Consider the following 19,625-nt stretch of genomic DNA (forward strand, 5'->3'; position numbering starts at 1 on the left):
TGAAATCCCTGCTTGCGTCTAGCGGTATAATCTCAAAATGAAATACATATGTTTAAGCATCGGTCAATTGTTGAAAGGGATGAAGAGAATGTCACAGCTGAACTTTGAAGAAAATTTGTTAACAAAAGTAGCCTGGTATTACTATAAAGATCATTTAACGCAGCAAGAGATCGCCTCCTTGCTTCACATTTCACGGAATAAAGTCGTTCGTTTATTAGATAAAGCGCGCACCGAAGGTATTGTTACATTTCATGTAAAAGGTACCGGCTTACATTGTTTGAGTATTGAACGTGAACTCATCCGGACGTTTCATTTAAAAGACGCTTTCATTATCCCTACACCAATGGAGAATTCTACCTACTCTTTAGGAAAAGCTGCCGCACAGTATTTAGAAACTCATCTACAACAAGGAGATTTACTTGGGATTGGTTGGGGAGAAACAATATCAAAAATGCTAGAAAACATTCATTTTGAACCATCTATGCAACTTTCAATTGTTACCCTTACAGGCGGTGTAAATCACTATCTTCCTAGAAAACAAAATTATTTAAATCACGTGCAAGGAGAACTGCATATCATTCCTACTCCATTTTTAGCATCTACGGATGAAATGGCGCAAAGTATCCTTTCAGAACCGTCCGTTAAAGATATGCTGCATGTCGCTTCGCTTGCTAATACAGCAGTAGTCGGTATTGGTGGTTTATCTCAAGATGCAACGATTTTAAAAGAAGATAAAATAACGCTTCGTGAAATGACCTATATACGTAGTCAAAATGGTGCCGGAGATATTCTCGGACAATTTTATAATGCATATGGAGAATCACTTGAGCTCCCTCACCATACTCGACTAATCGGTACACCTCTTTCCATTCTTCGAAAAATGAAACATGTAGTTGGTGTAGCTGGCGGCGAAGAAAAATTAGATGCCATTTACGGAGCCTTAAAAGGTAAATTCATTCATACCTTAATTACCGATGAAGAAACCGCCCTCTCTCTATTAAGAAAGGAAGGTGAATCATAATGTCTTCTCTATTAGCTTACGACGCAGGTACCGGCAGTATCAGGGCTGTCCTTTTTGATTTACAAGGAAATCAGCTTGCGGTGAGTCAAAAAGAATGGGTTCATAAATCCGACTCTCGCTATCCTGGTTCTATGAATTTTGATGTGATAGAGAACTGGAAACTTGTTCAAGAATGTACAAAAGATGTACTTCAAAAAAGCAAAACAAACCCTTCCTCTATTAAAGCGATTAGTGCCACAAGTATGCGGGAAGGTTTTGTTTTATACGATAAAGATGGCCGTGAAATATGGGCATGTGCGAATGTTGATGGGCGCGCTTCTCATGAAGTAAGTGAGTTAAAACAAATCCGCTCCCTTCTTGAAGAAGATTTATATGCAAAATCAGGGCAAACTTTCGCTTTAGGTGCTTTACCTAGATTGCTTTGGATCAAAAAACACCAACCCGATGTATACGATAAAATCCATTATTTTACAATGCTAAACGATTGGATTCTTTATAAATTAAGCGGTGTTCTGCAAATAGATCCTTCAAATGGATGTACGTCTGGTATTTTCGATTTACAAAATAGAACTTGGGATCATTCGGTTGCTAAGCAATGCGGGCTTTCTTTATCATTTTCTCCAACTGTAAATGAAGCTGGTACTGTCATTGGTAATGTCACAAAACAAAGTGCAGAGTTGACAGGTTTGCAAGTAGGTATACCGGTAGTTGCTGGGGGCGGAGATGCGCAGATGGCTTCCCTCGGTTCGGGAGTCATACATCCTGATCAAACGTTTATATGTGGCGGGAGCTTTTGGCAACAAGAAGTGAATATAGCAAATCCAAAAACAGATCCAAATGCTCAAATTCGTGTAAATTGCCACGTCATTCCAAAGCTGTGGCAATATGAAACAATCGCGTTCTTCCCTGGCCTTGTTATGCGATGGTTTCGAGATGCTTTTTGTCAGGAAGAGAAACGACTTGCTACTAAACTTGGTGTAGATGCTTATGAATTATTGGAAGAACAAGCAAAGCATGTACCTGCCGGATCATATGGCATTATGCCGATTTTTTCAAATGTAATGAATTATATCTCCTGGCGCCATGCCGCACCTTCCTTTATCAATTTAAGCTTAAATGCTGAAAAATGCGGGAAGAAGGAATTGTTCCGTGCAATAGAAGAAAATGCTGCATTTGTAACACTCGGAAATTTAAAGTTAATAGAAGCGTTAACGGGAAAATTCCCTTCTGAAGTTATATTCGCAGGCGGTGCTGCCAAAGGAACACTATGGCCACAAATTGTTGCGGATGTTCTCGGAATTTCTGTCAAAGTACCAGTTGTAAAGGAAGCGGCCGCCCTAGGGACAGCAATTGCGGCAGGATTTGGCGCTGGAATATATGACTCTATGGAAACAATCGCTCAGGAATTTGTAAAGTGGGAAAATATCTATGAACCGAATGCTGAAAATCATAAGTTATATCAACAATTCTATCAAATATGGAAATCGGTCTATGAAAAACAACTCTCGCTAGCAGATGAAGGACTAACATCACATATGTGGATTGCACCAGGTGCACTGTAACGCATTACATAAAGGAGTGAACAATATGCTTAAAGTAAATGAAGAGGATTTCTCCTATCGCTTCGGTAATCACGGACCAAAATATTTAGTAAAGGGTCCTAACATTGACCTTGGTGTTGTAATCATTCAACCTGGCCAAGAATTCCAAAACCATTATCACACAACTTGTGAAGAAATCTTTTATGCGCTAGAAGGTGAAATTGATTTTTATATTGATAATAAAAAAGTTCCTATAAAACAAGGTGATGTCTTGCAAGTTCGTCCTCATGAATCCCACTATCTGATTAATCATTCAGACCAAATTTTTAAAGCTGTTTTTATTAAATCACCACATTTACAAGAGAAGGATACGATGCAAACAGAAAATCCAAAATTAACGAAGGAGTGATGCACAATGAATTGGGGATTTCAAAATCGATTAAATACGATATTACCTGACGGAAAAGCTGTTATGTTAGCGATTGATCACGGTTACTTTTTAGGTCCATTGCATGGGTTAGAGCAACCACTAGAAACGGTGAAAAATTTACTTCCCTTTACAGACTCCCTCTTTTTAACGCGCGGCGTTCTCAATTCTTGCATTCCTGAAGACTGCAAAACACCGATGGTAATGCGTGTTTCCGGCGGAGCAACTGTAGTCGGTAAAGATTTAGCAAATGAAACGATCGTTACACCCATTAAAGAAGCGTTGCGACAAAATGTAGTCGGAGTCGGCGTATCTGTTTTTGTTGGTTCGGAATATGAAACACAAACCGTTACGAATTTAGCTAATGTTGTTTCCGAAGCGCATGATTACGGTTTACCTGTCCTTGGTATTACAGCTGTAGCAAAAGAACTACAAAAACGAGAAGCTCGCTTTTTAGCACTTGCATCACGCGTATGTGTTGAAATGGGAGCTGACATTATTAAAACGTATTACTGCGAAGGATTTGAAAAAATCACAAGTACTTGCCCTGCCCCAGTCGTCATCGCAGGCGGGCCAAAATTAGATTCGATTGAAGATGCATTAACCATTACATATCAGGCCTTGCAAGAAGGTGCAATTGGGGTTGATATGGGACGCAATATTTGGCAGTCTGAACACCCAGCCGCAATGATTCAAGCGATACATGGGATTGTTAAAAATGGCTTACATGTAAAAGAGGCACTTGAATTATATAATGAAGTGAAGAACTAGCATAAAGAAGGAGAAAGAACCATAACGAATTCTCCTTTAAGATGGTCCCATCCTATACTTTTCATTTGAATACCGCTAATTATTCCATTTATGTTTAAATAGAACACTAAATAAGAACTGTTATACCCAACAAAAAACCGTGGAACAATTTCCACGGTTTTTTGTTTACATCTAGTAACCTTTATTATGTAATGGGGCAGCAAAAAAAGTGAAATCCTACTATAAAGGCTTCACAGTTAATAACAGATACAACTAATCCAGCTAAGTCATTGGGTGATACCCAAATATAAATTGGTTCATACATATCTAGTCCCCAAAAAAATATATGAACATATTATATTATAACTCTTTAACAACCACTCTAAGAAGGGAGCTATCTATATGTTTGAAGACAAATCTAAAGTTAATTACCCCTATGAATTTGCAGAAACTGTAACGATACCAATCAAAAAACCAAATTATTCAAAATTTAAAAATAGTACAAACGCACAACCTTTGGTTATTTCAAAACATTACGTTGAAAAACTTCTATACTCCGAAAGAATCGATACCCCTAAAAACAAATAATCAAAATTCTTTTAAAAAAAGACTACATCCATATATAAATGTAGTCTTTTCCTTGCTCTGTCTGCAGACGGACTTTATAATTTTTTTCATCCCTGGAAAGATAAAGTCCGGGGTCCAATTTATTTTCCAAGATTTCTTATCTCCATCTTTTTCTTGCACAAGTTTTACTTCATGTGAGAAAGAGATTTCTCCTTCTGCTGTATCCATACTTACAGTAAATAAAATGACCTTATTTTCCGTTTTATCTTTAATTACTTCCTTTCTTTTAACTTTTAAATTCTCAACTCAAATACCTTTGTAAATTTTTTTTTGAAATGGATTCTTTTGCGTGTTTTGACAGTTGGTCATACATATCTGCAAATTTTTTGTCATTCCATAATTTTATATATGTTTCAAATGCTTGTTCCGAAGCTTCGCCTTTATTGCATCCTACCAATATAAATGTGAAACAAAAGAAAAGTAGTATCCATTAAAGAATTAAATTTCACTGTTACTGATTAGAATTCACTATATTAGTAGCTTCCCCATTCATACGTTGATTTTTCAAGTCAAAGTATATATCTAATATATCCTTTCCAATTAATGAATTAATACCACTTTTATCATTGTGAACCCAAGGGACTACTACAGAAAATGCTATTTCAGGATTATCATATGGAGCATATCCAACTAATGTTAAATTGTAACACTCAATGCGTTCTCCCTTCTCATTCCTTCCAATTTTACTTTCTCCTCCATATACTGTCTGAGCTGTTCCTGTTTTCCCAGCTGGTTTATATGGGGCTTTTTGGAAATATTTCACACCAGTTCCGTCACCTTCTTGAAATACCCATCTAAACCCTTCTTTTACTCGATCAATATACTCCGATTTCATATCCACTCGATTTAACACAACAGGTTCTATAGATTGTACAACTTTCCCAATTTCTTCTTTTTTACTTGTTTGTTCTCGAATCTCTTGGACAATTTGAGGTTGCATTCGGTATCCATCATTTGCAATGGTTGAAATATATTGTGCCAATTGTAGTGGTGTATACGTATCATACTGTCCAATAGAAAAATCTAATAAAAATCCCGGTTGGCTATCTTTCTGCCTCGTTTGTCCAGTTACTTCATTCGGTAAATTAATTTCTGTTGGGACTCCTAAACCAAATTGTTTAAAATAATAACGCATTGTGTCAAATGCTGCTTGTTTAATATCCAATGAACTATTTGGTACATAGTTCACTCCAGCTATTTGTAACGCTGTATGAAACATGTATACATTTGATGATACTTGTAAAGCCCTTAAATCATTAATATTTCCAAACCCCGATACATTCCATGATTTTTTAACTCTCGTACCTTTAAACTTCATAGGTGTGTCATAAAATTGAGTCCCTGGTTGTATAGCTCCGGTTTCGTATCCAGTTAATAAAGTAGCACCTTTTACAGCTGATCCTAACTCATAAGAAGTTACCATGTTGCCTAATGCAAAATCTTCTACTTCTGTTTTCCCATCTTTTTCTACCAATCTCTTACCAGCCATAGATAATAGTTGTCCGGTTTTCGGATCCATCATGACAACAAAAGCACGATCCATTAATGGTTCAGAACTCTTAAAAGCTTTTAAATTTTTTTCTATACTTTCTTCTATTTTTTTTTGTAGCTCCATATCGATTGTTAAAGTTAAATTGTTACCACTTTTTCCTTTAGAAACTGTTTCCGTTTGAATAATATTTCCTGCTTTATCAATATTATTTTTAACTTCTTTTTTTGTCCCATGTAATACATCTTCATATCGTTGTTCAATATAACTTTTTCCAACGCGATCGTTCCGATTATATCCGCGGACCAAATAAGAATCTAAGTGTTCTTTTGGCAATCCTTCTTCAGCGCTTGTTATATTACCTAATACTGAACGGAATAAATCACCATTTACATAGTTTCGTTCCCAATCAACTGTCGCATCTATTCCTGGAAATTTTGCTAAATTTTCACTTATCCTCGCATACTCTTGCTCTGTCACGTCTTTTTTAATAATTTGTGGTGTCATTTGATAACCCGAGCTCATTTTGCTTTTAATAACTAATACTTTTAAGTCTTGTGGCGTGAGCTCTGCTAATTCTTCTTCTGTAATGCGCTTTCGTCTTAACTCTTCGATTCTCTTGTCTAACTCTTTCCCTTCTATACCCTTTTCTCTAAATTTTTCCTCGTCTTGCTTCGTGATCTTTGCTTTAGCACGCTTTTTATTTAATTGCATCCAATAATCTTTTTTATCTACTTCAGTTAATTTATTTATTTCTTCTTCTGATACTTCAAGTATATTTGCAATATCTTCTGCAGTTTTTAAAATGTCTTCAGAGCTTACTCCCTTCAATCTTGTATACGTAATCGTACGAAGCGCTCTATTATCAACAACCGGTTTCCCTTCTCGATCATAAATTTTTCCACGCGGAACTGGAATACTCGTTGTTGCATTTTCATTTTTTTCCACTTGATTTTTATAGGTCTCTCCGTCAACAATTTGTACTTTTCCGAGCTGAAAAATGATCGCAGAAAATAGTATAAATACGCAAAAAAATAGAATGTTTAATCGGATAGATATTGATGTCCTCTGCTTCTTTCCTGTTCGTTTTTTCATACATCCTCCGTATATATTTTAATAAATTTTGTTCAGATTACAGTTTTGTATGCAAGTTCGCGTATACGTTATCCAATCTTAGTAGCATCTTATCCAATTACTGAAATGAATAGATGAAGATGGAACCGCTCCTCTATTTACAAAAAGAATAAGAGAAACTACATTCAATCCTAAGCAGTTCCCCTTATTTTTTATCAATATATCTAAAATAAGTGTTAGACTGTTCCTCTATAGTATGTGGCCGTCATATCATATTAATTTTCGTTATTTTTTAATAAATTCAATGTATGAGTAAATAAACGATTATCTCCAGGATCTCCATGTCCTGGTACAATCATATTTATATCATTGTATTTCTTTTCTACTTTTTTAATTGCCTTTGACCAATTAGATACATATGAACCTGGAGTCTGTACAATCTCTTGTGTATCTAATGATTTTATTAAACATCCTCCAAATAGGATTTTATACTTTGGTAACCACACTGTAATGTTATCTTGTGTATGTCCTTTTCCTGGATAAAATGTTTCCACGTTTATATCACCAAATCGCATATTATCGCGTTTCTTCAAGTCACCAAGAGGCTTATCAAAACCTTGTTTCTCTGCTAAATCAGCAGTTAAAGCCGTACTGTGTACCTTGACACCTTTTTTAATCAGCGTTTTAATTCCTCCTATACGATCGTCATGAGCATGAGTCACAATTGCTTCTGTGACCTCTTTTGTAGGAAATTGCTTTTTTAGTATTTGAAGCAGTTGATCTGTAAGAGCATCATTCCAAGGTGTATCAATCAGTACCAATCCTTTAGATGTTTCAAGAATTAAACCATTTGCAGGAATACGTGTTCCATTTACCACTCCAATACTCGTATGCATCCATACCTTTGGATGCAACTGTGAAATAGATACATCTTTCTCTTGATCTTTATTTTTTATTTGCTCTACTTTTTCAGCAGCCTGTACTGGAAGTATCGAACTTGCAAATTGGCTAAACCCCAATATACTTGCACATAAACCTACTTTTAATATCATTTTCTTTTTCACTATCATTGCTCCTTTCTTAGCAGCTTCTTTCTCTAAAAGCGCTATTACACTTAATAGACAATCCACATGATAAATTTGTTCCCACATTTACAAAAAAAAAAATAAATTTTAATATAGAATAGAATCTGGGTAAGGGAGGATTTTATGTTACATAAGAAATCGAAGAGGTGGATCATTTTAGCGAGTTTTTTCATTTTAGGACTTGTTTTGACGTTTTTATTCACAACAAGGTTTATTTCGTTTACTATCACAACTTCTGCAGCTGAAAGAGGAAAAATTATTGACCAAAATGGAGTCATACTAGCCACAAATAAAAAAATAAAGTCTTTGTATTATGCCTATAATAGTGGTTGTCCAACGAATCAAGAAGTAGCGAAGATATCAAGTTTTCTAAATCAGTTTTCATCCAAATTTAACCATAAAATTCCAGTAGATGACATACATTCACAATTACAGAATTCTTGTAAACATCATGATAAAAATGACATACGATTACATATAAACTTAAATAATAAAGAGTCCGCGTTTATAAACGAAAATAATTTCCAAAATGTAATAGTAAAAAATGAAGTGGTACGTGTTTATCCACATCATGAAATTGCTTCACAAGTAATTGGGTATGTTGACTATGAAAAAAACAATTCGGATTCTAATTATGTTCCTGTTGGTAAAAACGGAATTGAACTTCAGTATGAAAAAGATTTAAAAGGAAAACCAGGAAAAACTCTCACTTTTAAAATAAAAAATAAAAAGTTCTTATGGAACATACAAAGTTCTCAAAAAGGAAAAGATATTCAGCTAGCACTAGACTATAAACTTCAGCAAAAAACAGAAGAAGCACTAAGATCTCAAGTTCAGAAAACACCCGATGCTACTGCTGGTTATGCTGTCGTAATAGATGTTAAAACAGGAGAAATATTAACTATGGCTAACTCGCCATTTTTTGATCCAAATATATTCACTGCACCTTTATCATCGTCTGAAAAAGAAAACAATAAATTACTTGCTGAAAATAAAACAATCCAAAAATTAAAGTATGGTGATTCCTATATAAATATGGCATCAACTATAAAGCCGCTTACTATATTAATTGGGTTAAACGAAAAACTTTTTCAGCCTGAAGATACGTATTTAGATAAAGGGCGCTTTCATTATAATAATCAAAATAACATCACCAATGCTGCTGGAACTCCAACCGGTGAAATTACACCAAGTCAAGCTATCATTAATTCATCAAATACATTTATGACAGCAAAAGTAGCAATCCCATTATTCAACAAAAATAATGGGAATTTAGAAAAATTAGCAACCTTGTGGACAAACTATTTAAAACAATTCGGCCTTCGCTCCAAAACAGGGATTGATTTACCCTTTGAAGAAGAAGGACAATATAAGTTGCATGCATCTAGTAAGTTTGAGAGTGGAATTTCTGCCCTATTGAATGCTTCTTGGGGCGCAAATGAAGTGCATACGCCTCTCCAACTCGCTCATTATGCAGCTACTCTTGCAAATAAAGGCGACAAATACAAACCTCAAATCGTACATGCTATCATGGAAAACGGCGATAAAAGAACGAAAGAATTTGAACCAATTTTAGAAAGTTCTAATCATTATCCTTCAAGTTCTTGGAATGTCTTACAAAGTGGAATGAGTCAAAATATACAAGAAATTAAAAACTTGCCCTTTGACGTTTCTGGGAAAACAGGAATAACAGGTTCGCCAAACGAACAAGAAAAGGTTATCAATCATTCTCTATTTATTTCATATGCTCCTACTAAAAATCCGCAAATTGCTATTTCTGTCATTATTCCTGGTGGTAATTCTGAAACAAATAGTGCGGCCCTTGTTGCAGCGGAAATTTTAAAGGCTTGGGATACTCTCCAAAAAGAGAATAAAAAATAAAGAGAAAGGTTCAATAAAGTGAACCTTTCTCTTTTACCATATAGAATCTATACTCTTTATTTTCCACATGCCATCATTTTGTTTTTCAAAAATGAAAGAATACTGAATATCTATTGAAACATGATCTTCTTTTACATAGCCAGTATAACCATTCATTGTAGTTATTTTTATATATCCATCATTCTTCACCTTCTCCGGAATCCATGCTTTTACCGTTTCGTTGGATACCCGGTATAAAACGCTTGAATCAGGTTTTGGTTGAGTTAAAATTTTTGTTTCTTCACCAACAACTGTAGCATATAAAAAACGTTCCTGCTGCGTTTGGTTACTTTCTGCCAATCCACTAGGTATTTTATATACTGTTTTCGTATCATTCACAAATTCTCCTCCCATTGCAAGAGCTACTTGTAAATCATGAAAAATACTATCATCAAACTTCCATTCATTTTTACTATACTGTTTTCCCTTAAAAGCAAATTCTTCATCCAGTACTCTATATAAATCGTTCTTATTTTTTAAGCTCGTGTTTTGATTTAATTCATCCATAAATTGTTTTAGTGATTGATCTTGATTAGATTCATCTTTCATCTTCACTTCAATTTGAGTACTACTTTGCACTGGTGGTTCATTTTTGCCCGGCCAGAATTGTTGAAAGTTAAAAAACACAGCCGTAAAAACTAGAACAACTGCAGCAGTGAATACCTTTATACGAAATGGCCGTCTAATTTTCGGACCATCTTCCTCCCTATTTTGGTATATAGATTGTTTTATTTTATAAATAAATTCCTCTTCGTCTTGAGGCTGTTTCATTGACCCACTTTTTAATTCTTTATACCAATCCGGCTTTCTATCGTTGTTCATAATTCATCCTCCGCTAATATTTTTGAAACTCGTGCACGAGCGCGGTGTAACCTTGATTTCACAGTTCCAATAGACACGCCTAATGTTTCAGCAATTTCATCATAGGATAATTCATATTTTGCATCTAATATTAATACCTCACGATGTTTTTGTGGCAATTTTAATACACTATCCCAAACTTCATTCATAGTTTCTTTTTCCAAAAATTGTTTTTCTGCTGACGGATATTCCTTATCATTTCGAAAGAAACTTACTAAAGAAATCCGCTTAAAATAGGATGACTTCAAATAATTTAAAGCTGTATTCCTTGTAATTTTTAATAACCACGTTTTAACAGAGGACTCATTTCGAAATGAATTCCATTTTTTAAATACTTTTATAAACACCTCTTGCGTTATATCATCTGATAAATGGGTATCTTTTGTAATAATAAATGAATAATTCCATACATCTTGCCAATGTTCTCTTATAACATAATCAATTTCATCATGGTTGCAATTTTCAATAACCTTATGTTCCATCTCAACACCTCAAGCTTATTTGCATAAGCATAAACACCTTTTTTTATGTTTTATTATTGACTCCATTATATAGACAAGATAAAAGTTGCTTTTGTTCCATTTTCTATTAAAAATTATACATAAAATTTCTGCCATCAAAATTTCAAGATACTTGTATGCAATCTTTTAACATTTGACATACAAATTGCTTCTCTCTTTCAAATGATTATATATCCAATTTCTTGTATAGAATCTACCATTGCCATGCAACAGGTTGTATCATTTAGAAATATGTACATTCACCCTATATGTGGATGGAAGTATCATTTCATGTCTACTTTGCTTAACGTAACTTTTTAAAAATACTGGTGATGCTTATAATCACCAGCAAGTTAAGAGTGAGTCTCTAAAGGACATTCTCTCATGTTGTTTACATGTTTAATATTATTTGTGTTTGTTTAAACATTTACACGTATCATAAAATAAAAAAGTACACCACTACATATCCGTGTGATGTACTCTTTTCATATATTATAGATAAGACATTGATATTAAAAAACTTTATGACACTTCCATGTCTTATATTTCACCAAATTTTTTTCCTTTTTTTGATTACGACTGCTGATACGCAGATTTCGATGATCTCACATAATACACCGCATGCTCTACTTGAATAATATGATCTGGCTTTGGCTTTCCACGGCTTGCTCTATGCCCTGCTAAGTGCTCTTCGCTTGTTTCCCAATTTTTCCATGCTTCTTCAGATTCCCAGCGAATCATTACAACAACTTCTTCGTCCCCTCTTCTCACCTTTTTCACAAGAACGCTTAAGTCGATAAATCCTTCAAATTTTTCAATGATTCCTTCTCCAGTAAAATGCTGCACAACAAGATCCGAAGTACCTTCTTTTACTGTAAATGTTTTTGTTTCGATAAACATATATCCCACTCCCTTTGTATGTAAATATTTCTAGTATTCTTTCATTATAATTGATTATGATAATTATTTTCAATTATAATATTTAAGCAGATTTCTCTCGAATCGGTTCATCGAGAAATTTAAAATATGGAAGCATGATGCCAGCGAAAGATGTCACACATATAATCGATCCTATACATATATACAGCGCCCTTACTCCCAATATTTCACTCAATATTCCTCCAACTAAAGCACCTAGTGGCATTGCACCTCTTATTAAAAATAATCGTACTGAAAATACTTTTCCCATCATATCATTTGGCACTGTTTGCTGGCATATTGTCGTGTTATGAACATTGAAAAACGCCATACATACGCCCGCTACAACTTCGATAATAGCCGCTAACATGATGCTATAATTGAAACCTAATGAAACATAAGTTGCACCTCCTATAAATAACGCTCCAAGCATAAGGTAACGCCGACTATTATACTTCGCCTTTCCTACTAGCACAGAGCCAATTACATATCCAAAAGGGAAACCTGCTAAAAAATAGCCATATGCAGCGTAACTTGCCGATAGTTCGTCAATTATATACGGTAAATTTGTAACCATCGTTACTCCGACTCCGAATTGAACAAATGTAAGAAAAACACCTAACCAAACGATAGTAGGTTGTTTGAAATAATAGGTGAATCCTTCAATAGATTGTTTTAACCAACTTTTACGAACTTCTTGAGTAACTCTATGCTCTTGTATAAATAGCAGTAAAGTACCACTTATAAATAGAAATAAGCAGACGAAAAATAAAGTAAGCTTTACTCCTATAAATTCAACAACAACTCCCCCTAAAGCAGGGGCTAAAAACATCATAAGTCGAACCATTCCATCTAAATAAGCATTCGCTGTTTGCAATTCTTCTTTACATACAATTGTCGATGTAATCGCTTGATTAGCTGGTACATATAGTGGTGTAATCAAACCAACGATGATTTGGACAACAAAAATATGCCACACCTCTATACTTCCAGCAGTCAACATGAATAGAGGAAGTAAAAAGGCAAGTCCACGTATCCACTGGGCTATAATCATAATCCACTTTCGGCTCCACCTATCAATAAAAGGACCGATAACAAGCTGCAAGAACAGCGATGGAATAAAGTAAAGAAGCCACATACTTCCTAATGCCATTTCCGATCCTGTTAGTTGGTAAATCAGAATCGAATTACATAACGTACCAAATGCACCGCCTAATTCAGAAATTGCACTCCCAATCCACATAAAGAAAAACGAGCGATTTCTTAACATACTTTTCTCCATTTTGCACCAATCCTTCTTTTTATTTCTCCTCCTACTGTGCATATTCTAGAAAGGTAAAACATTTTTACCTTTTGATGTAAATTAACGATTTAAATAGACCTCCAACTCTTTTGAAATAGCCTCTACCGCCTTCTTCTTCAACGTATACTTTGCACCTTGAATATCAACTAACTTCGCTGATCTTAAAATCTTCAAATGATGGTGTACAGTCGATTTTCCAAGATTTAATTGTTCCGTTATTTCCTGCAATGTACGATCTTGTTCAAACAATAATTTTACAATGCGCAATCTTGCTTCATCCCCAAGTGCCTTATGTTTATGAACTAAAAAATAGCTCGGCTCATATGGATCTTCTGGATGTATGCTTTCATTTGCGATTGGATAATGAAATATTTTTGTACCTTCTATATCTGCTTCAATGTTCCAAGGCCGGTATGTATATTGAGGTATAAGAAGAACATGATATACACTCGGCTCTGGAGAATATGTAACACCACCTGTTGCCCATTCAACAAACTCTTCGGCCTGCATCTTTTCCTTCATTTCAAGTTTTGTTTCATAGTCTTGTTTTAGTATGCGTGATAGCTTTTCTGCTTCCGGTTCAATAACAGCTTCATACCAGCCTGTCATAACAGCGATAAGATGTTCTTTCAGTAACTGTATATCCACTTCATAAATAAAATCGATGTAAGTAGGGAAAAATGGATTGCTACTCGTTACTTCTTGTAATTCCTGTACCGCTTCCATATCGCCATTTGCTGCATTCTTTCTCTTTTCTTCATATTTAGAGCCGACAAATGGGATGCATATATACTTTAATTCAGATTCTGACAACAAATTGATATACTGGATAAACTCATATAAGTCCTGAAAATCTTCTTGGTATAGTAGTTGCAACAACGCTTTCCACGTATTATGTTTCTCTACAAAATGTAAATGCTCTTGCATTTCTACCGATACGGATTGTCTCATCTCTTCCCATTCACTTTGAGATTTTTCTAACGTATCAATCAGCCTTGTATTCGTAATCGCTGCAATTCCTAGAGCGCATTCGAAAAGTATCGAATGCTTTACTTGCACGTCATATGTTTCTCTTTTTCTACTTGTTACATGTAAAACTTCCATTGTATCCCTCCTTATTTTGTTACGTATTAAATTCTATAAAAATCGAATTTAACCTTCTATAATTTTAGAATTTTAAAAATAATTACATAAAACAAAATTACATTATCAATTTATAGATATAATTAATGTTATAATATTTTAAAAGTTTCGGAGGGGATTATGATGAAAGGAATTACAAAAGAGGTACAAACAAAAGACAAAGTGATTCGCTATACACATATAGACATGGGTTTCAAAACGATTTGCTTTATGTTTTCAGGTTCCGGTTACAATTACGATAAACCTTTGTTTTATTATTCGACGATGTTAATGCTCCAAAACAAAATCGATGTTGTCCATATTCATTACTCCTACGATAAACAAATGATGGAAAAACCGATTGATGAAATAACAAAAATAATGATGGATGATATTCAGCCTGTAATGGTAGAAGTGTTAAAAAACGGGCAATACAACAATTCGATTTTTTTAGGGAAATCACTTGGGACAATTCCAATTGCGAATGACTTAATGAAAAGAGAGGAATTCTTAAAGTCAAAAATGATTTTATTTACTCCTCTCATACAGTTCGATTCGATTTGTGACTCCATTTTAAATAGTCATCATGAAGGACTTTTCATTATCGGGGATAAAGATTATTATTACGATGCAAATAAAATTGATCAATTAAGTAAATCAAATGTAACAATTCATCTTATCCCAAATGCAAACCATTCCATGGATGTTGGAGAATTTGAAACAGCCCATTCAATTTCAGCTGTTTCAAGAGTGATGGAAAAACTGCAAGAAACCGTTAGGGCAAATTCGTGATAAATTGCATACATAACCACAAAAAATAAACGGGATGCTTTTTCGCATCCCGTTTATAAAAAAACAGAAAAATCATTAATACCTGCATACGGTACTTCATTCTTAATTTTATCTTCTAAGCTATGTAAAGTATATGCTTGCCATTCTTCTAAATGATTCATGTTCCATTTTTGCATGAATAATTGATACAAATAAATCTCTCTTATTTTTAAAAAAATAGGAATTTGTATAATTATATCCTTATGAAGCATATTTTCTGTTTTATACCCTGCAAAAAAATTACTCATAAATATATCACAAAAAGAATGTGTATTGCCATTGAAGGCGCTATGTTGCCAATAAGCATGGTAGAAAGCTACTGCAATATCTTGAGCATACCAATTAAATGCGCATTCATCAAAATCAATTGTGGTTATACGACCTTCCTCATTCATAATTAAGTTTCCTTGATGGTAGTCATTATGAATAAGTCCGAAAGTATCGGGAGTAATACGATATGAAGTTAGACTATATAGCAACGTCTCGTATTTCTCTTTCATCCATGGCTCTAACTTTTCTCTAAGATTAAAGACATCAGGATTTTCAACTTTCCATTCCGGTCGGTTTATTACTTGTAATTTAAAAGCTTTAGATAATGCATGCATTCCCCCTAAAGTTTTACCAATTTTTTCAAAAACCTTTTCATTCCAGTGGGATTTATTTGTAACATCGATGTGATCCCCCTTAATAAATTCAAAATATGTTTTAACCCGTTCTCCCTCATACTCTACAGGAATGACTGGCTTAGGTACATGTACACCTTTTTTATATAAAAAATTCATCCACTCTATTTCTTGTAAAACCATTTCCTTTGTTTTATTCTTATCAGAAATTCTAACTACTCTTTCTTTCTCTTCCATATAAAAAACGTCGTTATGAAATCCACCATTCAACCTAACACGATTTTCTAGCATTCTGTTTTCCCCTTGAACTAGATTTCCATACAAAAAACACTCTGATATATACAAATTAATTAGTATTTTCAGCTTGATAAACGTAAAGTTTATCCCTCTATAATCAAATCAGCCTTCTGTTTCGGAATTTCCGTCTCTAAATAAAACTCTTCCGCTTTCCAATATCTCCGTTCAAACTTGGCGCGATTCCTTTTTGTTTCCTCACTTTCGCGAAGAAATCTTTGTTCCCTTGGGCAATTTAAATACACCATATAATCAAAGTATTCTCGCCACTCTTTTCGCTGAAGAAAAACTCCTTCTATTATAATCGTACAAGGATTCGGTATAATTATCTCTCTCGTTTCACACGTATCCGTTTGATCATTATAGAACGGAATGTTTAGCTGATTTTCCATCTTTAACTTTTGAAACAAATGCTTTTGCAACCATTTTACATCCCATTGTAATTGATAATACTCATACCACTCTTCATATCCGGTATCATAACGCTTATTCCGCTCTACAATATAATCATCGATATGAAAAATATGAAATGAAATACCTTTTTGTTTTAATTCAGCCTCTAACTGCTTCACGCATGTTGTTTTCCCTGAACGACTTAAACCATCTATACCTAAAATCCACCGATCACTTTTATTTTGTGAAACAAGATCTAATAACTCTTTCAAAATATTATCCTTGCCACTCTTCTTTTAATAACGAATAGATCACTGTATCATGCGCTACACCATTTTGAATCATATATTTTCGCAGTAAACCTTCCTCTTGAAATCCAGCTCTTTTCAATAACCGATGTGAGGCTTCATTTTCTGTATACACAACTGCCGCGATTCTAATGAACTGCATTGTTTCAAATCCATATGTAACAATTGCTTGCAGTGCCTCAGATGCATAGCCTTTTCCCCAATATGTATCATCTAATTCATAACCAATTTCAGCTCTACTATGATTTTGATTGATTAAATGCAACCCACATGTACCAATTAATTGACCAGTCCCTTTTAATTCGATTCCCCAGCGAATAACAGTTCCTTCTTCATATCTTTGTCTAAACATTTGAATCGTATTTTTCACTTGGTCCATATTTTGAAACGAATCCATCCCAAAATAGCGGATCACAGATTCCTTTTCAAAGTAATCAAACATTGTTTCAGCGTCTAACAATGTAAGTTCTCGTAATTTTAAACGCTCTGTTTCTAAAATTGGAAACCCCATTCTCTTTTCTCCCTCTACTCTAATGAGCTGCAAATTTCAATGTAATTCCCATCTGGGTCTGACACATAAGCGATCGTCTGCCCCCATGGTTTCGTAATTGGCTCCACCAATACTTTTACACCTTGTTCTCTTAATTCCGAAATTGTTTCGTTCACATCCTCTACAACAAATCCAATTTCAAAATTAGAGGATTCTAATTCACCCTTTGGAATGGATAACCCAGTTAACTCCCGTACGTCCTCTCTACTATTCAATGCTAAAATCGTTGTCCCAGTATCAAACTCAATATATGTACCATGTTCACCTTTTATTGGTAAACGTAAAAGATCTTTATAAAACTGAAGACACGCTTCATATTTTTCTACATACAAAATTATATATTTCATTTTTAAATTCATCATGCATCCCCCTCTCAAATCTATATCTAAAATTTCGACAAATAGGAAGAAAAACCTTGTTACACAAAAAAATAAGGCCGATTTCTCGGCCTTAAACATATTGGCATAAAACAGGAGATTGGTTTGGACATAACCAGTTCATACATGTATTATATTTTATTTTTTCAGAATTTTAAATATAACAATCAATAATTCATATTGAGAAACTTTTCGAAAGAACCCAGTAAATGGAACTATTTCCGCATAAATTTCCTCATATAAACAAATGCTATAAAATGGAGGTGTATACATATGGAGCCAATGCTTTGCCCAAGTTGCAAAACCAATCGGACACGCTTTAATATTCTTGAGCAACAAGTAAAACCAGTAAAATTAAATCCACAAACCGGACACGTTGAAGAAGAATATACAAACGAAACAATGAACGCTTTTCATATGGCATATCAAGGACCTACATACCGTGTACAATGTGCTGTATGTGGTCTTGTGGAGAATCCTGAACAGTTCATTAAACCTGCACAAAATCAATCATTTTAATTTTAGGAAACTCGATTCATCCTTTATAATCCAAAAGGTAATATAAAAATCCACTTACCTTTTGGATTATCTATCAATCATTCCATTTTAATCGAAGTAACACGCAATGAGATGCATCAAACTAAGTCATTCACAACACTTCTTTTTTTAATTCTCGTATCTTCCAAAACAACCTCATTAATATATATAAATCTACACAAACGAAAATCCCTAGAATAAGTTTTATCCAAATAGGACTATTAACTGAAGGCCCTAAATAGTTCAAATACATCCCTGGTATCATAATGGCAAAGATAATTGCAAGGAATCTCATTAAATCCATCATTCTTTCAATCTTCGTTTCTTTTTCCGAATAAATATCAGGTAGTTCATTATCATCCGTTACTTCTTTAGAAAAATAATGCCATTTCGTAAAACTTGTAACATGCTTCCAGCCAGACATTTCATATATTTCAATGTATTCTTTTTGATTCATTTTTGAGTTTCGATTATCTAGTTTGAAATCAGCTTTATAAACAACATCTTTCGGCTCTGTTTTCTTGAATGTGTACATAACATTGTACTTTTGGAATGCCCACCCTTTTTGATGCATTTTTCTTAAATATGCTTCTTCTTTTTCTAAGTTCCACGCTGCAAAAAACTTCAACGTCTTCTTAACTTCCATGTTACATCCCCTCTTCTAAAATATTTCTTCCATTTTGAACAGAACGTTGTAATCTTTTAAATTCAAGCTCCAGTACTTCTCTACCAAACGGAGTTAACACGTAACATTTCTTTCGATCTGTAGATGCTACTTCAACAATTAGTTTTTCTTTTAATAATTTTGTCGTGTTCCCATATAACGTACCAGGTCCGAGCTTTACTTCTCCATTCGTCATTTCTTCCACCATTTGCATAATCCCATAGCCATGCATAGGCTTTACCAATGACAACAAAATATAATACGTTGCCTCGGTCAATGGAATATATTTTTGTGCTTTCACACTCATTATAACTACCTCCGATACATCGACTCTTGATATATCGACTTACGATACATCGTATATCGATATTGTATATCGTATTCAAAATAAATACAACTTAAAATACATT

20 protein-coding genes and 2 pseudogenes are annotated in these 19,625 nt (G+C 34.2%); 8 read left to right on the top strand and 14 right to left on the bottom strand.

Features of this window, described 5'->3' with window-relative positions; genetic code table 11:
- Positions 1 to 70 precede the first annotated feature (70 nt).
- The 5 genes from CN373_RS19790 (at position 71) to CN373_RS19810 (ending at position 4,327) form a co-directional block, all read left to right on the top strand.
- A complete protein-coding gene (locus CN373_RS19790) occupies positions 71 to 1,021 on the top strand; it encodes a sugar-binding transcriptional regulator (protein ID WP_176540940.1) in 951 nt (316 codons plus the stop codon).
- Positions 1,021 to 2,583 (top strand): autoinducer-2 kinase, encoded by a 1,563-nt coding sequence (gene lsrK, locus CN373_RS19795; protein ID WP_113741021.1) that lies wholly within the window; start codon positions 1,021 to 1,023, stop codon positions 2,581 to 2,583. Before CN373_RS19790 ends, lsrK begins: the two co-directional genes overlap by 1 nt.
- 25 nt (positions 2,584 to 2,608) lie before the next feature.
- Positions 2,609 to 2,971, top strand: a complete 363-nt coding sequence (locus tag CN373_RS19800) for a cupin domain-containing protein (RefSeq protein WP_000921868.1) — start codon at positions 2,609 to 2,611, stop codon at positions 2,969 to 2,971.
- Between the two features lie 6 nt (positions 2,972 to 2,977).
- A complete protein-coding gene (gene lsrF, locus CN373_RS19805) occupies positions 2,978 to 3,760 on the top strand; it encodes a 3-hydroxy-5-phosphonooxypentane-2,4-dione thiolase (RefSeq protein WP_001104004.1) in 783 nt (260 codons plus the stop codon).
- A 381-nt stretch (positions 3,761 to 4,141) separates the two neighbouring features.
- Positions 4,142 to 4,327, top strand: coding sequence for a hypothetical protein (locus tag CN373_RS19810; RefSeq protein ID WP_000461144.1), 186 nt, complete (start codon positions 4,142 to 4,144; stop codon positions 4,325 to 4,327).
- Positions 4,328 to 4,373: 46 nt separating this feature from the next.
- On the opposite strand, the pseudogene CN373_RS19815 reads toward CN373_RS19810, so the two are convergent.
- From CN373_RS19815 to bla, 3 genes and pseudogenes are all read right to left on the bottom strand, one after another.
- Positions 4,374 to 4,766 (bottom strand): annotated as a pseudogene (locus CN373_RS19815) (NTF2-like N-terminal transpeptidase domain-containing protein); the annotation flags it as partial.
- 51 nt (positions 4,767 to 4,817) lie between these two features.
- Positions 4,818 to 6,950 carry a peptidoglycan D,D-transpeptidase FtsI family protein gene (locus CN373_RS19820; RefSeq protein WP_098360014.1) on the bottom strand — a complete coding sequence of 711 codons (2,133 nt, stop codon included), beginning with the start codon at positions 6,948 to 6,950 and terminating at the stop codon, positions 4,818 to 4,820.
- A 254-nt stretch (positions 6,951 to 7,204) separates the two neighbouring features.
- Positions 7,205 to 7,999 carry a subclass B1 metallo-beta-lactamase gene (gene bla / locus CN373_RS19825; protein WP_098360058.1) on the bottom strand — a complete coding sequence of 265 codons (795 nt, stop codon included), beginning with the start codon at positions 7,997 to 7,999 and terminating at the stop codon, positions 7,205 to 7,207.
- A gap of 138 nt (positions 8,000 to 8,137) precedes the next feature.
- Here bla and CN373_RS19830 point away from each other — a divergent pair.
- Positions 8,138 to 9,917, top strand: a pseudogene (locus CN373_RS19830) (peptidoglycan D,D-transpeptidase FtsI family protein).
- An 11-nt stretch (positions 9,918 to 9,928) separates the two neighbouring features.
- Here the strand turns inward: CN373_RS19830 and CN373_RS19835 are convergent.
- The 5 genes from CN373_RS19835 to CN373_RS19855 all read right to left on the bottom strand — a co-directional run bounded on the left by CN373_RS19835 (position 9,929) and on the right by CN373_RS19855 (position 14,620).
- Positions 9,929 to 10,756 carry an SH3 domain-containing protein gene (locus CN373_RS19835; protein WP_098360016.1) on the bottom strand — a complete coding sequence of 276 codons (828 nt, stop codon included), beginning with the start codon at positions 10,754 to 10,756 and terminating at the stop codon, positions 9,929 to 9,931.
- The gene (locus CN373_RS19840; RefSeq protein WP_000400476.1) at positions 10,753 to 11,277 is read right to left on the bottom strand and encodes an RNA polymerase sigma factor; all 525 of its coding nucleotides are present in this window, start codon (positions 11,275 to 11,277) and stop codon (positions 10,753 to 10,755) included. The genes CN373_RS19835 and CN373_RS19840 overlap by 4 nt, the downstream gene beginning before the upstream one ends.
- A gap of 591 nt (positions 11,278 to 11,868) precedes the next feature.
- Positions 11,869 to 12,195: an antibiotic biosynthesis monooxygenase family protein gene (locus CN373_RS19845; RefSeq protein ID WP_000469490.1), complete on the bottom strand. Its 327-nt coding sequence runs from the start codon at positions 12,193 to 12,195 to the stop codon at positions 11,869 to 11,871.
- An 82-nt stretch (positions 12,196 to 12,277) separates the two neighbouring features.
- Positions 12,278 to 13,495 carry an MFS transporter gene (locus CN373_RS19850; protein ID WP_000415741.1) on the bottom strand — a complete coding sequence of 406 codons (1,218 nt, stop codon included), beginning with the start codon at positions 13,493 to 13,495 and terminating at the stop codon, positions 12,278 to 12,280.
- A gap of 81 nt (positions 13,496 to 13,576) precedes the next feature.
- Complete coding sequence (locus tag CN373_RS19855) at positions 13,577 to 14,620, bottom strand: ArsR/SmtB family transcription factor (RefSeq protein WP_000453394.1); 1,044 nt, start codon at positions 14,618 to 14,620, stop codon at positions 13,577 to 13,579.
- 162 nt (positions 14,621 to 14,782) lie between these two features.
- On the opposite strand from CN373_RS19855, the gene CN373_RS19860 reads away from it, so the two are divergent.
- Complete coding sequence (locus CN373_RS19860; protein WP_000676398.1) at positions 14,783 to 15,430, top strand: alpha/beta hydrolase; 648 nt, start codon at positions 14,783 to 14,785, stop codon at positions 15,428 to 15,430.
- Positions 15,431 to 15,483: 53 nt separating this feature from the next.
- Here the strand turns inward: CN373_RS19860 and CN373_RS19865 are convergent, their stop codons facing one another.
- The 4 genes from CN373_RS19865 to CN373_RS19880 form a co-directional block, all read right to left on the bottom strand.
- The gene (locus CN373_RS19865; protein ID WP_098360017.1) at positions 15,484 to 16,383 is read right to left on the bottom strand and encodes a phosphotransferase enzyme family protein; all 900 of its coding nucleotides are present in this window, start codon (positions 16,381 to 16,383) and stop codon (positions 15,484 to 15,486) included.
- Between the two features lie 89 nt (positions 16,384 to 16,472).
- Positions 16,473 to 17,051, bottom strand: coding sequence for a kinase (locus tag CN373_RS19870; RefSeq protein ID WP_000661356.1), 579 nt, complete (start codon positions 17,049 to 17,051; stop codon positions 16,473 to 16,475).
- A 4-nt stretch (positions 17,052 to 17,055) separates the two neighbouring features.
- Positions 17,056 to 17,598 (bottom strand): GNAT family N-acetyltransferase, encoded by a 543-nt coding sequence (locus tag CN373_RS19875; protein ID WP_000506620.1) that lies wholly within the window; start codon positions 17,596 to 17,598, stop codon positions 17,056 to 17,058.
- Positions 17,599 to 17,612: 14 nt separating this feature from the next.
- The gene (locus CN373_RS19880) at positions 17,613 to 17,996 is read right to left on the bottom strand and encodes a VOC family protein (RefSeq protein WP_001049875.1); all 384 of its coding nucleotides are present in this window, start codon (positions 17,994 to 17,996) and stop codon (positions 17,613 to 17,615) included.
- Positions 17,997 to 18,287: 291 nt separating this feature from the next.
- Between CN373_RS19880 and CN373_RS19885 the strand changes: the two genes are divergently transcribed.
- Positions 18,288 to 18,533, top strand: a complete 246-nt coding sequence (locus CN373_RS19885; protein WP_000433603.1) for a hypothetical protein — start codon at positions 18,288 to 18,290, stop codon at positions 18,531 to 18,533.
- Positions 18,534 to 18,663: 130 nt separating this feature from the next.
- On the opposite strand, the gene CN373_RS19890 is transcribed toward CN373_RS19885, so the two are convergent.
- On the bottom strand, positions 18,664 to 19,197 hold the full coding sequence (locus CN373_RS19890) for a DUF2812 domain-containing protein (RefSeq protein ID WP_098360018.1): 534 nt from the start codon (positions 19,195 to 19,197) through the stop codon (positions 18,664 to 18,666).
- 1 nt (position 19,198) lies between these two features.
- Complete coding sequence (locus CN373_RS19895) at positions 19,199 to 19,522, bottom strand: PadR family transcriptional regulator (RefSeq protein ID WP_000111567.1); 324 nt, start codon at positions 19,520 to 19,522, stop codon at positions 19,199 to 19,201.
- Between the last annotated feature and the right edge of the window lie 103 nt (positions 19,523 to 19,625).

This window comes from Bacillus cereus, assembly GCF_002561295.1.
GTDB lineage: Bacteria > Bacillota > Bacilli > Bacillales > Bacillaceae_G > Bacillus_A > Bacillus_A cereus_S.